The sequence below is a fragment of the Salinicola sp. CR57 genome (assembly GCF_003206585.1).
Lineage (GTDB): Bacteria > Pseudomonadota > Gammaproteobacteria > Pseudomonadales > Halomonadaceae > Salinicola > Salinicola lusitanus.
Map to the genome: position 1 here is coordinate 675,543 of NZ_PZJL01000001.1, position 14,479 is coordinate 690,021.

The 14,479-nt window shown below is 66.7% G+C and carries 13 protein-coding genes; 7 read left to right on the top strand and 6 right to left on the bottom strand.

The genetic code is table 11. The annotated features are described in order from the left end of the window. Nucleotides 1-38: 38 nt before the first annotated feature. Both DOM56_RS03085 and DOM56_RS03090 read right to left on the bottom strand, forming a co-directional pair. Nucleotides 39-1,880 carry a DUF3413 domain-containing protein gene (locus DOM56_RS03085; protein WP_110707415.1) on the bottom strand — a complete coding sequence of 614 codons (1,842 nt, stop codon included), beginning with the start codon at nt 1,878-1,880 and terminating at the stop codon, nt 39-41. Nucleotides 1,881-1,885: 5 nt separating this feature from the next. Further along, nucleotides 1,886-2,623, bottom strand: a complete 738-nt coding sequence (locus tag DOM56_RS03090) for a 3-deoxy-D-manno-octulosonic acid kinase (RefSeq protein WP_110707416.1) — start codon at nt 2,621-2,623, stop codon at nt 1,886-1,888. A 183-nt stretch (nt 2,624-2,806) separates the two neighbouring features. Between DOM56_RS03090 and DOM56_RS03095 the strand changes: the two genes are divergently transcribed. Then, the gene (locus DOM56_RS03095) at nt 2,807-3,934 is read left to right on the top strand and encodes a glycosyltransferase family 4 protein (protein WP_232822148.1); all 1,128 of its coding nucleotides are present in this window, start codon (nt 2,807-2,809) and stop codon (nt 3,932-3,934) included. Here the strand turns inward: DOM56_RS03095 and DOM56_RS03100 are convergent. Continuing rightward, a complete protein-coding gene (locus tag DOM56_RS03100) occupies nt 3,926-5,146 on the bottom strand; it encodes a glycosyltransferase family 4 protein (RefSeq protein ID WP_157958144.1) in 1,221 nt (406 codons plus the stop codon). The genes DOM56_RS03095 and DOM56_RS03100 overlap by 9 nt on opposite strands. A 125-nt stretch (nt 5,147-5,271) precedes the next feature. Between DOM56_RS03100 and DOM56_RS03105 the strand changes: the two genes are divergently transcribed. From DOM56_RS03105 to waaA, 3 genes are read left to right on the top strand one after another with little or no spacing between them, the layout of a single operon-like run. Then, a complete protein-coding gene (locus DOM56_RS03105; RefSeq protein WP_110707419.1) occupies nt 5,272-6,381 on the top strand; it encodes a glycosyltransferase family 9 protein in 1,110 nt (369 codons plus the stop codon). Beyond that, nucleotides 6,371-7,801, top strand: a complete 1,431-nt coding sequence (hldE, locus tag DOM56_RS03110; RefSeq protein WP_110707420.1) for a bifunctional D-glycero-beta-D-manno-heptose-7-phosphate kinase/D-glycero-beta-D-manno-heptose 1-phosphate adenylyltransferase HldE — start codon at nt 6,371-6,373, stop codon at nt 7,799-7,801. The genes DOM56_RS03105 and hldE overlap by 11 nt, the downstream gene beginning before the upstream one ends. 6 nt (nt 7,802-7,807) lie before the next feature. Next, nucleotides 7,808-9,106 (top strand): lipid IV(A) 3-deoxy-D-manno-octulosonic acid transferase, encoded by a 1,299-nt coding sequence (gene waaA / locus DOM56_RS03115; protein WP_110707421.1) that lies wholly within the window; start codon nt 7,808-7,810, stop codon nt 9,104-9,106. Here waaA and DOM56_RS03120 read toward each other — a convergent pair. Further along, nucleotides 9,103-10,116, bottom strand: a complete 1,014-nt coding sequence (locus DOM56_RS03120) for a zinc-binding alcohol dehydrogenase family protein (RefSeq protein WP_110707422.1) — start codon at nt 10,114-10,116, stop codon at nt 9,103-9,105. The genes waaA and DOM56_RS03120 overlap by 4 nt on opposite strands. Nucleotides 10,117-10,236: 120 nt before the next feature. On the opposite strand from DOM56_RS03120, the gene DOM56_RS03125 reads away from it, so the two are divergent. Next, the gene (locus DOM56_RS03125) at nt 10,237-10,632 is read left to right on the top strand and encodes a helix-turn-helix domain-containing protein (RefSeq protein WP_110707423.1); all 396 of its coding nucleotides are present in this window, start codon (nt 10,237-10,239) and stop codon (nt 10,630-10,632) included. Between the two features lie 155 nt (nt 10,633-10,787). Beyond that, on the top strand, nt 10,788-11,783 hold the full coding sequence (locus DOM56_RS03130; protein WP_232822149.1) for a glycosyl transferase family 90: 996 nt from the start codon (nt 10,788-10,790) through the stop codon (nt 11,781-11,783). On the opposite strand, the gene DOM56_RS03135 is transcribed toward DOM56_RS03130, so the two are convergent. Next, complete coding sequence (locus DOM56_RS03135; protein WP_232822150.1) at nt 11,738-12,649, bottom strand: histone deacetylase; 912 nt, start codon at nt 12,647-12,649, stop codon at nt 11,738-11,740. The genes DOM56_RS03130 and DOM56_RS03135 overlap by 46 nt on opposite strands. A gap of 127 nt (nt 12,650-12,776) precedes the next feature. Between DOM56_RS03135 and DOM56_RS03140 the strand changes: the two genes are divergently transcribed. Then, on the top strand, nt 12,777-13,772 hold the full coding sequence (locus tag DOM56_RS03140) for a 2-hydroxyacid dehydrogenase (RefSeq protein WP_110707426.1): 996 nt from the start codon (nt 12,777-12,779) through the stop codon (nt 13,770-13,772). Between the two features lie 9 nt (nt 13,773-13,781). Here the strand turns inward: DOM56_RS03140 and rpiA are convergent, their stop codons facing one another. Continuing rightward, nucleotides 13,782-14,453 (bottom strand): ribose-5-phosphate isomerase RpiA, encoded by a 672-nt coding sequence (rpiA, locus tag DOM56_RS03145; protein ID WP_110707427.1) that lies wholly within the window; start codon nt 14,451-14,453, stop codon nt 13,782-13,784. Nucleotides 14,454-14,479 lie beyond the last annotated feature (26 nt).

Sequence of the window (14,479 nt, forward strand, 5' to 3'; positions counted from 1 at the left end):
CCTCGGTCGGCGCCTGAGGCATTGTAGCGCGGGGTTAGTCAGCGGTAGAACTGACGGAACCACTGCATGGCTTCGAACACCGCCGGCGAGAACTCGGCGTCGTCGATGGGATCGAGCTGCCGGTCGACGATGTTCCACTGGCCGGTGCCGTCGACCACGGTGATGCGGTCCGGCTCGATGATCCCGTAGTCGATGTAGCTACTGGCCTCGACCCAGGGGTGATCGATGCCCGGTGCCAGCAGATCCTGGCCCTGGGCGTAATCGGCGAGCGGGTTGGTGCAGCCCAGGGCATGGCGCATCAGCATCGGCGCGACATCGAGATGGCTGGTCATGCCCTCGACGCGTCCGGGCTCGACCCCCGGGCCGGTGACGATCATCGGCACGTGGGTCTGCGGCGAGGCGAAGTTGCTGTTGTGGCCCCAGTAGTTCTTGCCGAAATCGTTGAACGACTGGCCGTGATCGGCGGTGACCACCAGCATCGTGTCATCCCACTCGCCCTTGGCCTTGAGGTCGTCGATCACCCGGCCGAGCAGCTCGTCATCGTAGTGCACGGCATTGCGGTGGCGGTTGGCGTAGGGGACCGGATCGGTGTCCGGGCCCAGGTCCAGATAATCCATGCCCTGCACCGAAGGCTGGTAGGGCTGGGCGGCGCCTTCGGGAACGTCGTAGCCGTGGGGCGCATCGTAGAACAGCATGCTGAACCAGGGGTTGTCGTCCTGCTGCGCCTGCTGGTCGAACCAGGCCAGCCAGTCCTCGGTCATTCGCCGGTCGCGACTAGCGGGAGAGTCCCCTGGCGTGCTCAGTCGCAGCGGGTCGACCGAGCTGAAGATCGTGCGGTCGAAGCCGATGCCGTCGAGGCTGGCCGAGGAAAAGATGCCCAGCGCATAGCCCTGCTTCTGCAGCTGCGTGATCAGAAGCGGGGGCGTCTGGGTGTCGTCCAGATAGGCGTAATAGTTGCCACTGAGGCCATAGAACAGGCTCATGGTTCCGTTGCGGGTAGCATTGCCGCCGCTGTAGTGCTGGAGATAGCGGCGGCCGCTGTCGTTCAACGCGGCGTAGAGATTGGGCGTGTTCTGCGGGCCGTATTCGTCGGCGCGCCAGGAGTCGATCAGGACGACCATGACGTTGGGCTTGTGGCTGGGCTGGCAGCTCAGCGGGTTCTTCGGCCAATCGAGATTCTGCGCCTGCGTGGCGCCGATATCGGCCCGCTCGGCACGCGCGGCTCGGGGGTCGAGCCAGCCGTGTCGCTCCATGAAATCCTTGGCGGTGGCCGGAAACAGCAGCGGATAGATGCCGACCTGCTGGGTCACGCTGCGATGGTAGCGGGCATCGGCGACGATATGCAGACCGTGGCTGCCGAGCAGCGTTACCAGCACGATGCCGCAGCAGAGCCCCACCGGCACGCGGCGGCCACGGTTGGCCACGATCAGGCGCCGGGCGAGCCAGCCCTCGAGTGCCAGCGCCGCGACCACACTGCCGACCACCATCAGCCAGGTTGTGGTGGTGAAGCTGAAGATCTCGCCATCCTTGTCGTTGAGGAACAGCGACACCATGAAAGCGTTCACGTGGAAGCGGTATTGGGCGTAGACGACCGTGTCCAGCAGCAGCGCGCTCAACCCCAGTGCCCCGAGCAGGGTCGCCGGCAGCCATAGCCAGCGGGCCTTGAGCACCAGCGCCAGTGCGGCCAGCGGTAGCCAACCGAGCAGGACCAGCATGCCGAAGTGCCCGATCCAGGTCAGGATCAGATAGGCGATCCCCATGGGGTCGTGCGGCATGGCGAGGTAGGGCGAGTAACGCAGGGCGATCAGCCACACCAGCGGCAGTTGCACCAGAGCGAATAGGAGCGTGCCGCGCCAACGGCGCCTCAGCGTATCTTGCATGGAGGTCAGACCTCGTGGTGATCCACCGGAGCGTTGTGGTAACCCTCGACGATGGCGATGAAGAGTGATCCCGCGTTGGCGGGCGAGAAACGAACGAGGGAGCGTTCGAGTCGTGACAGATTGCGCTGGCGCCAGGCGCCTCTCGGGCGCAGTCGGCAGCGGTCGAAATCTATCAGCCAGACCTTATCGTCGTCTGAAACCAGCAGGTTGCGCGCGTTGAGGTCGACATGGTCGAGCCCGGCGTCGTGAAACCGGCGAATGGTGGCGCCGACATCGGCGAGCAGTGCCGGCGAGGCATCGGGCAGGCGCTCCGCCAGCGCCCGGCTGCCAGGCAGGCGCTCGGTGATCAGTGCCGCGCGGTAGCGCAGGGCGTGTCTCGACACGATGGTCGCCACCGGTGCCGGGACGGGCAGGCCCCGCTGGTGGAGCGCGCGGGTCAGGCGCATCTCGCGGAAACCGCGGGTGCGCTCCAGTCCTGTCCAGAGATAGTCGCTCTGACTGACCTTGGCGGCCATGCCGCCCCGACGATAGGGCCGCAGCACCCAGTCGGCCCCGTTGACGGCCAGGAACTGGCTGTCGCCGCGGCCGGGCGCCGAGCCGACCACCAGGCCGCGCTCGGCCCAGGCAGCCGGGTCGAGCCAGGCCTCGCCGAATTCGGGCAGAATCGGCAGGTCGGGCTGAGCGAGGCGCGTCGGATCGTATAAGATATGCGCGTCCCGATGATGGTAGGTCGATAGCGACATGGCCGATCCTTGACGTAGAGCCGAAGCGGGATTGGCATGGCGCCGAAAGCGCGGCGACATGCCGGGCGGCGACGAGCCGCGGGACGCATTGTAACCGGGCGGACCCGCTGTCGCATGTCGGCGTCTCGGACCGTCGAGGATTCGTCGACCCGTCGGGCGTCCAATGAACTCGAGGAAGCTGCCGTGACCGAAGATTCGCAAGCGCCACTGGCCGTGATCGCCATTCGCCAGGTGGAGAAGAGCACCGGCGCCAGCCGCAATGCCTTCGAGCAGGCCGCGGCACTGAAAGTCCTGGGCTATCGGGTGACGATCCTGGCCGAGCGAGGCCGTCGCGAGCTGGCGGAGGCCGCCGGTGCCGAGCTGGTCCGGCTCAAGCGCTGGCCCTTCAAGGGGCCGTTTCGGCGGTTCTGGTTCAACCGCCGCGTGCAGGCCTGGTGCCGACGTCATCGGCCGGCGATGCTGGTCAGCCACGGCGATGTCGAAACGCCCGATGTCGTTTACATGCACAACTGCGTGCACCTCGCCAGCCAGCGCATCCATGGCCGCGACCTGCCCGCCGGTCACGAGGTGGCCGCCATCCACGACCAGGTGCTGACCGGGGCCCGGTTTCGTCGCCTGGCGGTCAATTCACGGATGATGGCGGAGGATTTTCGCGATCGCTACGGCATCGACGACTCGCGAATCGAGATCAGCTACCCCGGCTACGACCCTGACGTCTTCAACCTCGAGCGGGCCTCTGCAGGCCGCGAGGCGCGCCGGCGCGAGCTGGGTATCGCCGACGAGACCCGCCTGGTCGGGCTGATCACCTCGGGCAATTTCACCAAGCGCAACGTGGCCGGCTTCGTCGAGATGGCTGCCGGGCTGGAGCAACGCCTGCCGGGGCGGTGCCGCTTCCTCGTCGTCGGCAAGGACGATTTCGCCCCCTACCAGCGCCAGGCCGAACGAGCCGGCATCGCCGAGCGGTTTCTCTGGCGCAGCACGGTCAGCGATGTCGAGACGCTCTATGGCGCGCTCGATCTGTTCGTGCTGCCGGCGCACATCGAGGAGTTCGGCCGGGTGTCGCTCGAGGCCATGGCCTGCGGCACGCCGGTGTTGCTCTCGTCCACCACCGGTGCCGCCGAACTGCTCGAGGCCGACCATGCCGAGCTGATGCTGGACAGTCGCGACACCCGAGGCTGGGTCGACCGCCTCGAGGCGCTGATGACGACATCGGACCTCGAGTCGCTGGGTGCCGAGCTTGCCGAGTTGGTGGGCGATTACTCCTACCGCCGTCAGACCGAGAAGCTGCGGGACTCCTTCGCCTCACTGTGAGCGGTGCGAGCGGATCACGCTGTCGACGAAATCCACCAGCGTCTCCCCGTAGCGGTCGAGATCGAACTCGCGTGCGACCTGCTCGCGGGCAGCGCTCGCCATGCGCCGTCGCAGCGCTGGATCCCTGGCCCAGCCCTCGAGGACCGTGGCGGCCTCCGTCGGCTCGAGAACGCCCGCCTCGACGAGGCGGTCGGTGGTCGGGTCGTAGACCTCGTCAGGCCCCTGGGCGCAGCGGGGATCGTAGCGCGCCAGGCTTTGGCGCGAACGGCCGGGGGTCAGGACGGCCCCGTTGACGCCGTGGTGCACGAGCTCCGGCAGGCCATCGGCATTGCCGACCAGCGTGGGCAGGCCATGAGCCAGGGCCTCCTGGACCACGTTGCCGAAGGGTTCGCGCCAGGAGGGGCAGATGAAGGCGTCGAGCGAGGCGTAGAAGCCCGACATGTCGTCTACCAGGCCCTTGAAGTGAACGCTGTCATTCAGTCCCCATTGCGCCGTCCACCGCTTCAATACCGGCTCCAGTGGCCCACTCCCCGCGATCCACAGCTCCGCCTCGGGGCAGTGCTGCTTGAGTTCGGCAAAGGTTTCCAGGGCGACCATCGGCGCCTTCAGGCCCGTCATCCGGCCCGCGAAACCGAGCCTGAAGCGATCGCCGGGGTGAGTGGCGGCCTGGTCCGGGAGGCGGATGGCGTTCTGCAGCACGCGATAGGGAATGCCGGGATCGAGCTGCCACTTGAGCTGGAGCATCCGCAGGCCGGCGTAGGAGTTGCATAGCACGCCGTCCAGGCGCGACAGATAACGCCTCAGGCCAGGTGCATCCGCGGCCAGCCATGCACTCCCGCGTTCGAAGTGGATCAGCGGGATGTTGTCGTCGAACGCCAGCGGATGATTGACGATCTTGTTCCAGACCACCACGGCGTCCAGGCCCAGGCGCTGCATCATGGCGAGCTGATAACGCTGGCGCACGCTCGGCAGGAACTTGGGAATCCGCCAGCGCCCGCCCTTGATGCTGTGCATCCGCCCCGCGCGGTGAGGGGCGTAAGCCGGCTCGAGCAGTGAATGGACTTCGTCGGTCTGCAGCAGCACGTGGTGGTCGTGCTGGGGGGTATGACGGGCGTAGAAGCGGGTGAAGTAGCGTTCCACGCCGCCCAGGTTCCTGAGGCTGACGAGATGGCCGATGCGGCTGGTGGTGCCGCGAGCAGATTCTTCGATCATGAATGTCTTATCTGGAGGGTTCGGTCGAGGCGCCATGATTGACGCGCGTTGGTCGGGTTGCGAGTCATGCCCGGTCAACTTCCGTTAGAATGGGCGTTTTACCCAATGGGAATTCATTCAGGCCCATGAAGCAATCTCTGCCAGAGCGTCCGCGACATATCGGCATCCTGCGCCTCTCCGCGCTGGGCGATGTCTGCAACCTGGTGCCCACGGTGCGCGCGCTGCAGCGTCAATGGCCCGAGGCGCGGATCACCTGGATCGTCGGCAAGACCGAACATGCCCTGCTGGACGGCCTCGATGGCGTCGATCTGGTGGCCTACGACAAGTCCACCGGTTTCCAGGGCATGCGTGCGATTTGGCGTCAGCTCGAGGACGTCCGCTTCGACGTGCTGTTGCACATGCAGCAGGCACTGCGCGCAAGCGTACTGTCGTTGGGGCTGAAATGCGACGTGCGAGTAGGTTACGACAAGGCGCGGGCCAAGGATTGGCAGCACTGGTTCACCCATCGCCAGCTGGCCCCCCATCCGCGTGCGCACGTGCTCGAATCCTTCATGGATTTCGCTCGCCTGCTGGGGGTCGAGGATACCCGGCTCGACTGGTCGCTGCCGGTGCCGGATGCCGCCTACCAGGAAGCGCACCAGTTGACCGGCGATCGGCCCTACCTGGTGATCAGCCCCTGCGCCAACCCGCGCCTGCGCAATTTCCGCAACTGGTCCGCCGAGGGCTACGCCGCCGTGATCGAGCACGTCTGGCAGCGCTACGGGTTGAGAACCGTCATGAGTGGCGGCGGCAGTCCCCAGGAGCGCGACATGGGCGAGCAGATCCGCCGGTTGGTGCCCGAGATCGAGATCATCGACGCCATCGGGCGGACCTCGCTCAAGGGCCTGCTGGCACTGCTGGATCGGGCGCGCGTGGTGATCGCACCCGACTCCGGCCCGGTCCACATGGCCAATGCGCTGGGCACGCCGACGCTGGGGCTCTACGCCACCACCAATCCGGATCGTGCGGCCCCATACTGCTGGCGCAGTCACGTGGTCAATCGCTACCCTGACGCCGTGCGCCGCTACCTGAAGAAGTCCGTCGAGAGCGTCAACTGGGGCACGCGGGTGCGCCATGCCGATGCCATGGGATTGATCACGCTGGACGACGTGGTCGAGCACCTGGATGGACTGATGACCGCGACACGCGATACCGCCAACGCCGACGACGTAACGGAGCCGCCGCATGAAGGTTGATCTTTCGCAGTTGGAGCATGCCCGTCTACTGGTGGTGGGCGATGTCATGCTCGACCGCTACTGGCATGGCGCGACGTCGCGGATATCGCCCGAAGCGCCGGTGCCGGTGGTGAAGGTGGAGGACGCCGACGACCGTCCGGGCGGGGCGGCCAACGTGGCCCTCAACATCGCCTCGCTGGGAGGCCACGCCAGCCTGGCGGGCGTGGTGGGGCACGACGACAATGCCGACCATCTCGAACGTGCGCTTGAAGCTGCGAATGTGAGCGCTCACTTTCAGCGCAGCCCCGAAGTACCGACGATCACCAAGCTGCGCGTCATGAGTCGCAACCAGCAATTGATCCGGCTCGACTTCGAATCGCCGCTGTGGAACGTCGACACCGCGCCGCTGATCGCCAAGGTCGAGGCGGCGCTGGGCGATGCCGACGTGGTGATTCTCTCCGACTACGGCAAGGGCAGCCTGAATCGGGTCGAGACGCTGATCGCCACGGCCCGAGCGGCCGGCAAGCGGGTGCTGGTCGATCCCAAGGGCAGCGATTTCAGCCGCTATCGCGGTGCCAGCGTGATCACGCCCAACCTGGCCGAATTCGAGGCGATCGTCGGCCCCTGTGCCGGCGATGCCGAGCTGGCGGAGAAGGGCGAGGCGCTGCGGGCGTCGCTGGCGCTGGAAGCGCTGCTGGTCACCCGCAGCGAGCGCGGCATGACCCTGATTCGTGAGGGCCACGCCCCGCTCCACCTGCCGACCCATGCGCGGGAGGTGTTCGACGTCACCGGCGCCGGCGACACCGTGATCGGAGTATTGGGGCTGGCGCTGGCCGCCGGCCACGGCTTCGGCGAGGCGGTGATGCTGGCCAATCTCGCCGCCGGACTGGTGGTGGCGAAACCCGGCACCGCGGTGCTGTCGGTGGCGGAGCTCTACACGGCACTGCACGGCGACAGCCTGGCCGAATACGGCGTCATCGGGGAAGGTCCGCTCGTCGGGGCGGTGCGTGCCGCGCAGGCCCGCGGCGAGCGCGTGGTGATGACCAACGGCTGCTTCGACATTCTGCATGCCGGCCACGTGGCGTACCTGGAGCAGGCCAAGCGCCTCGGCGACCGCCTGATCGTGGCGGTCAACGACGACGCCTCGGTGGCGCGGCTCAAGGGGCCGAAACGGCCCATCAATACGTTGGCGCGCCGGGCCCAGGTGCTGGCGGGGCTGGCCGCGGTGGACTGGGTCGTTCCCTTCGGCGAAGACACGCCGGCGCGGCTGATCGAGGCGATCCTGCCGGATCGGCTGGTCAAGGGGGGCGACTACCGGCCGGAGGATATCGCCGGTGGCGAGGCGGTCATCGCCAATGGCGGCGAAGTCCTGGTGCTGGGCTTCGAGGATGGCGTCTCGACCACCACCATGATCGATACCATTCTCGACCGCGAGCGCTGAGCCGCGGTGCGCGCTCGACACGGCCTCCCGTCGCGGCTCGCGCGCTGGCTCTACTCGCTGGTCGCCTGCCTGTTGTCGCCGCTGATCTGGTGGCGGGTGTGGCGTGAGTGGTTGCCCACTCACCCCCGGCGCGAGCGGCTGGGCTTCATTACCGTGGAGGGCGATCGTCCGCGGCTTTGGCTGCATGCCGCATCGGTGGGTGAAGTCGTCACGGCGGCGCCCCTGATCCGCTCGCTGCTCGATGATCATCCGGATCACGACCTGATCGTCACCACCATGACCGCCACCGGTGCCGAGCGCGTTCGCCAGACGTTCGGCGAACGGGTCTCCCACCACTTCCTGCCGCTGGATTTTCCGATCAGCGCGCGACGTTTCATCGCCCGATTGAATCCTCGCCTGGCGGTCATCGCCGAAACCGAGCTCTGGCCCAACCTGCTGGCGGCGTGCCGACGCCGGGGCGTGCCGGTGGTGGTGGCCAATGGCCGCTTGAGCGCCGGTGCCTTCCGGCTCTACCAGCGCTTCGGGGCCCTGAGCCGGGGCATGCTCGAAACGGTGGCCTGGATCGGTGCCAAGTCGCCACTGGACGCCGAGCGTTTCGTCTCGCTGGGTGCTCCGGCGACGCGGGTGACGGTCACCGGGGCGCTGAAATTCGATCTCGCCGTCGACGACGAGACGGTGGCCGCGAGCCGGCGATTACGGGCGAGCTGGGGGGCGCGGCCGGTCTGGATCGCGGGCTCCACCCATCCGGGGGAAGACGAGCAGGCGCTGATCGCGCATGCCGCGCTCAGACGCCGTTTCCCCGATGCGCTGCTGATTCTGGTGCCGCGCCATCCCCAGCGCTTCGATGCCGTCGACGCGATCTGCCGCGAGCGGGAGGAGCAGATCGTGCGATTGAGCACGCAGCAGCCGGTCACCGCGGAAACCACGGTACTGCTGGGCGATACCATGGGCGACCTGATGCGGCTCTACGGCTGCGCCGACGTCGCCTTCGTCGGTGGCTCGCTCGAGCCGATCGGCGGTCACAACCTGCTCGAACCGGCGGCGCTGGGTGTGGCGGTGGTGAGCGGCCCCTATCTCGACAACTTGCGTGAGATCGCCGACACCCTGGCGGCCAGCGAGGCCAGGCTCGAGGTCGCCGATGGCGGGGAGCTCGGCGCCACGCTGATCTCGCTGTTCGAGGACGACGATCGCCGTCACCGGCTTGGCGCGGCCGGGCGGGTCGTGGTCGAGGCCAATCGGGGAGCGCTCCAGCAGACCCGCCGGGCAGTGGCGGCGATGCTCGCCACCTCGGCAAACGAGGCCTAGAAGCCTTCCAGCACCACCTTGCCTCGCGCCCGCCCGCTCTCGATCAGGGCATGGGCTCGTTTGAGATTGGTTGCGTTGATGGTGCCCAGCGTCTCGGTCAGCGTCGTGCGAATCTCGCCACGATCGACCATCGCCGCCACCCGCTCGAGAATGTCACCCTGAGCGTGCATGTCCGGTGTCTGGAACAGCGAGCGGGTGTACATCAGTTCCCAGTGGATCGAGATCGACTTGCGCTTGAAGTCGTCGATCACGAAGCCGACCGGGTCATCGATCAATCCGAACCGGCCCTGGGGCGCCATCAGCGCGATGATGTCATCGCGATGCTTGTCGCTGTGGGTGGTCGAGAAGACCAGGCCGGGGGCGCCGAACCCCAACGCCTCGATCTGCGCGGGCAGCGGCTGGCGGTGATCGACCACGGCGTCGGCACCCAGGCTTTGCACCCACTCACGGGTCTCCGGACGCGAGGCGGTGGCGATGACCGTGAGATCTGTCCGCCGTTTCAGCAGTTGAATGGCGATCGAACCCACGCCGCCGGCGCCGCCAACGATGAGAGCGGCGTTGGCCGCACCGGGAACGGAGCGCGTCACGTCGAGCCGGTCGAACAGCATCTCCCAGGCGGTGAGAGACGTCAGCGGCAGGGCAGCCGCCTCGGCGAAGCTCAGCGATGTCGGCTTCCTGCTCACCAGTCGCTCGTCGACGAGGTGATATTCGGCATTGGTCCCCGGGCGCTGCAGATCGCCCGAATACCAGACCTCGTCTCCCGGCGTGAAGCCCTTCACGTCGCGGCCGACGGTCTTGATCACGCCGGCCGCGTCCCAGCCCAGTACCCGGGCCGTGCCGGCCTCGGGCGCCATGTTGCCGCGCACCTTGGTATCGACCGGGTTGACCGATACGGCGTGAATCTCGACCAGCAGGTCGCGATCACCGGGCGTGGGCTCGTCGAGTTCGATGTCGATCAGGGCGTCATCGCGGTCGATGGCCCCGGCGTTGCGATAGGCGACGGCTTTCATTCGGGTTCTCCAGTCATGAGGTGTCTGCGTGAATCCTAGAGTAAAATCGCGGAGGCAACGTACGTACAACGAACGCTGTTAGTTCCCTGTCGTTACCCTAGTGTCAAAAAGGATACCCGGATGGCCAAAGCGCGATTTTCCCGTTTCGATGGCAGCCCCGGCTGCGCCGTGGAGGCGGCGGTGAGTCTGATCTGCGGTAAATGGAAAGGCGTGGTGCTGTGGTATCTGCTCGACGAGGGCACGCTGCGCTTCAGTGAGCTGCGGCGGCGCATCGGTGGCGTCACCCAGCGCATGCTGACCAACCAGTTGCGCGAACTCGAGGTCGATGGCCTGATCCATCGCGAGGTCCACGCCGAGGTGCCGCCCAGGGTGGAGTACAGTCTGACGGCCCTGGGGCGCGAGCTGACGCCGGTGCTGATGGCGCTCAAGACCTGGGGCGATGCGCATCTCGATCTGTTCGGGCCGTCGGGGGCGCCAGCAGAGCCCCGTGAAGGGGAAGCGGCAGAGCAGACGTGAGCGTGCCTCCGTGAGCTGTCGACAGGCGCTGAATCGTCGGGCGGATGCCGGGCCGATGTGTCAGACGCTTGTCATCGGCAGCGACGACAATCGTGGGATGACCTGAATCCCTCTTCCGGTATCACTCCATGAACCTGCGCTTCAGGAGTCGCAAATTGCGATTCTACGCTGGCGGCATCGCCAGCCTGCTACTGCCCGACAGCCTGTATCGCCAGCGCCTGGACCGGCTGGCCGAGTCGCTCTCTCCCATGCAGCGGCAGGCCGTGTTGGCACGGGTCGACTACTATCATCGCCAGCAGAACCCCTTCGATCTCGACGAGGCCGCGGTGCGCATCGGTGATTTCCGCTACGAACGACGCGGCGCCTACTATCTGGATGCCAAACGGGTGGTTCGTCATTTCGATCCCGAGCTGCGCTTCAACTACCGTTTCGGCGATGTGACCTGGGTGGCCGAGACGCCAACGATCGTCAAGAGCCGTCCGATCTGTCGCCAGACCCCGCCGAGCAACGCCAACAACCTGCTGTTGAAACTCAACAGCGTGCGCCATTTCCATTTTGCCAATGACCGGTTACGGCACACCGACAAGAAGACGGGCGTCGTCTGGCGGGGGAAGTGTTTCCATGAGCACCGGGCAGCGGTGCTGCGCCAGTTCTGCCGGCACCCGCGGATGGATATCGGCCAAAGCCATGCCAAGCGGCGCCAGCAGTCGGATTATCGACCCTACCTGTCGATCGAGGCGCAGCTGCAGTACAAGTTCGTGCTGAGCCTCGAGGGCAAGGACGTCGCCACCAATCTGAAGTGGATCCTGTCGTCGAACTCGCTCTGCCTGATGCCGCCTCCGCGGTACGAGACCTGGTTCATGGAAGGCACGCTGGAACCCTATGTCCACTACGTGCCGCTGGCCGAGGATTGCCACGATCTCGAGGAGAAGATGGACTACTACTCGGCGCGCCCGGAGGAAGCCGAAGCGATCATCCGCAACGCCAACGCCCACGTGGATCGATTTCGCGACACGCGTCTTGAGCACCTGATCTCACTGCTGGTGATGCACCGGTATTTCGTGCTTTCCGGGCAGCTCTCGCCCCGGTCCGCGCCGCTGCCCCTTCACTCGGAGGTCAGCGCCAGCGCGGCGAGAAACAACTGGGCGTGACGCTCGGCCAGCGCTTCGAGGTCGCGGTCATAGCCGCCGCCGATGACGCCGGCAACGGGAATGCCGCGCCTGCGGCAGGCCGCCAGTACCCGGTGATCGCGGCGGTAGAGGCCGTGGTCGCTCAACGCCAGGTGGCCCAGCCGATCGTCGGCGTGGACGTCGGCGCCGGCATCGAACAGCACGAACTGCGGCTGAAAGTCGTTCAGAATCGGGTCCAGCGCCGTCTCGAGGCGCGCCAGGTAGGCTTCGTCCCCGGTACCGCGCGGTAGCGCCACGTCGCGATCGCTCTGGCGCTTCTCGAACGGAAAGTTGGCCTCGCCGTGGAGCGACAGCGTGAAGACCCGTGGCTCGTCGCGGAAGATCCAGGCCGTTCCATCCCCCTGGTGCACGTCGCAGTCGACGATCAGGACACGCTCGAGGCGATACTCGGCCAGCAGATGGTGTGCGGCTACCGCGAGATCGTTGAGCAGGCAGTAGCCGCTGGCACGATCGGCGTAGGCGTGATGGGTGCCGCCGGCGGTGTTGAGCGCCAGCCCGGTCTTCATGGCGCTGTCCACCGCGGCCAGCGTCCCGCCGACTTCCAGCAGGGTGCGTTCGACCAGCGCAGGTGACCAGGGGAAGCCGCTCGGCGTGCGCCGCGTGGTCGCGATCTCGCCCAGATAGAAACGCTGCAGGTAGTCGGCGGTGTGCCCACGCAATAGCGCCGTGCTGGTCGCCGGGGCAGGGGTGATCCAGCCAACGTCGTCACGGTCGTCGAACGCCAGCGTCGACAGGCGTCGGCGCAGGACTCGGAATTTTGCCATCGGGAACGGATGGCGCTCGGGCCATTCGATGCTGTAGCCGGGGTGGTGAACGATGGGGAGCACGCTCGAGTGACCTCCGCTCGGGTCGTTGGAAGCGCCGTGGGTACTGGGCCGCGGCATTTGGTCCCTGGCGGCGGCGCCAGGGATCGCTACGCTGGTAGATGCCCTCCATTGCCGCGAGTTTTTCGCCATGCGAGTTACCGTTTTCAGCGCCCAGCCCTACGATCGCCGCTTTTTCGACGAACTCGCTGCCGTACAAGATGCCGATGACGACATCGAGTGGCACTACCAGGAAGCCGGTCTCGATGCCGGCACCGTAGCGCTGGCGGCGGGCAGCGAGGCGGTCTGCGTGTTCGTCAACGACTGCCTCGACGCCGCCGTGCTCGACACCCTGGCCACCCTCGGGATTCGCGCGATCGTGTTGCGCTGCGCTGGTTTCAACAACATCGATCTCCCGGCAGCCCATCGACTCGGGCTGTTCGTGGCGCGAGTGCCAGCCTACTCGCCGGAGGCGGTGGCCGAGCACGCGCTGGCGATGATCATGACCCTGAACCGCAAGACTCACCGGGCCTTCAACCGCGTGCGCGAGGGCAACTTCGCACTCGACGGGCTGCTGGGCGTCACCCTTCATGGCAAGACGGCGGGCGTGATCGGGACGGGTCGGATCGGGCTGTGCATGGCACGCATCCTGAAGGGGCTCGGCTGCGAGGTGCTGGGCTACGACCCCTATCCCGCCGACGCGTTCCAGGCCTACGGGGAAGCGGTCCCGCTCGAGGCGCTGCTGGCTCGCTCCGATATCGTCTCGCTGCACTGTCCGCTGACCGAGCAGACCCATCACCTGATCGATGACGGGACCTTGGCGGCGATGAAGCCGGGCGCCATGCTGGTCAATACCTCACGAGGAGCGCTGATCGATACGCCCGCGGTCATCGGCGCGCTGAAATCGCGTCAGCTGGGGGCGCTGGCCATCGATGTCTACGAGCAGGAGAGCGAACTGTTCTTCCGCGACCACTCGGCGGAGATCATCGACGATGACGTGTTCGCGCGTCTGGCGAGCTTCCCCAATGTACTAATCACCGGACACCAGGGGTTTTTCACCGTCGAGGCGCTGCGCGAGATCGCCCAGGTGACCCGGGCCAACCTGATTGCCTACGCCGAGGGCATCGAGTGCCCCAACCGGCTGTAGCGGGCCGGGTCAGCGGGTCAGGCGCTCCACCCCGGCGTCGCTGCCCAGCATCAGCACATCAGCCGGGCGTTTGGCGAACAGGCCGTTGGTGACCACGCCGACCAGCGCATCCAGCGCCGCTTCCATCGCCTCGGGCTCGTCGAACAGCTTGTCGTAACCGTCGAGGATGCGGTTGCCGTTGTCGGTCAGCACGCCGTCCCGATAGACCGGCGTGATGCCCAGCTTGACCATTTCGCGGGCGACATAGGAGCGCGCCATCGGGATCACCTCGACCGGCAGCGGGAAGCCACCCAGCACCTCGACCCGCTTGCTGGCATCGGCGATGCAGATGAAGCGCTCGGCACAGGCGGCCACGATCTTTTCCCGGGTCAGTGCCGCGCCGCCGCCCTTGATCATGCGCAGCCTGGCGTCGATCTCGTCGGCGCCGTCGACATAGACCGGGACGGTGCCGACATGGTTGAGTTCCAGTACGTCGATCCCGTGTGATTTCAGCCGCGCTGCCGTCGCTTCCGAACTCGCGACCGCGCCCCGAAAATCGTGCCGGCGAGTGGCCAGCAGATCGATGAAATGGTTGGCCGTGGAGCCCGTGCCCACGCCGATCACCGCATCCGGGGTCAGCAGGTTGTCGATGTCTTCGAGGGCTGCGGCGGCGACGGCGCGCTTGAGATCGTCCTGGGTCATGTCGGTTCCGGCAGGCTGAGTGGAGA

Bases quoted from the DNA above. Each gene is read 5' to 3' on its own strand.
- rpiA (WP_110707427.1), bottom strand. From the start codon at position 14,453: ATGACCCAGGACGATCTCAAGCGCGCCGTCGCCGCCGCAGCCCTCGAA.
- DOM56_RS03120 (WP_110707422.1), bottom strand. From the start codon at position 10,116: ATGAAAGCCGTCGCCTATCGCAACGCCGGGGCCATCGACCGCGATGAC.
- DOM56_RS03125 (WP_110707423.1), top strand. From the start codon at position 10,237: ATGGCCAAAGCGCGATTTTCCCGTTTCGATGGCAGCCCCGGCTGCGCC.
- DOM56_RS03085 (WP_110707415.1), bottom strand. From the start codon at position 1,880: ATGCAAGATACGCTGAGGCGCCGTTGGCGCGGCACGCTCCTATTCGCT.
- hldE (WP_110707420.1), top strand. From the start codon at position 6,371: ATGAAGGTTGATCTTTCGCAGTTGGAGCATGCCCGTCTACTGGTGGTG.
- DOM56_RS03100 (WP_157958144.1), bottom strand. From the start codon at position 5,146: ATGATCGAAGAATCTGCTCGCGGCACCACCAGCCGCATCGGCCATCTC.
- DOM56_RS03090 (WP_110707416.1), bottom strand. From the start codon at position 2,623: ATGTCGCTATCGACCTACCATCATCGGGACGCGCATATCTTATACGAT.
- DOM56_RS03140 (WP_110707426.1), top strand. From the start codon at position 12,777: ATGCGAGTTACCGTTTTCAGCGCCCAGCCCTACGATCGCCGCTTTTTC.
- DOM56_RS03105 (WP_110707419.1), top strand. From the start codon at position 5,272: ATGAAGCAATCTCTGCCAGAGCGTCCGCGACATATCGGCATCCTGCGC.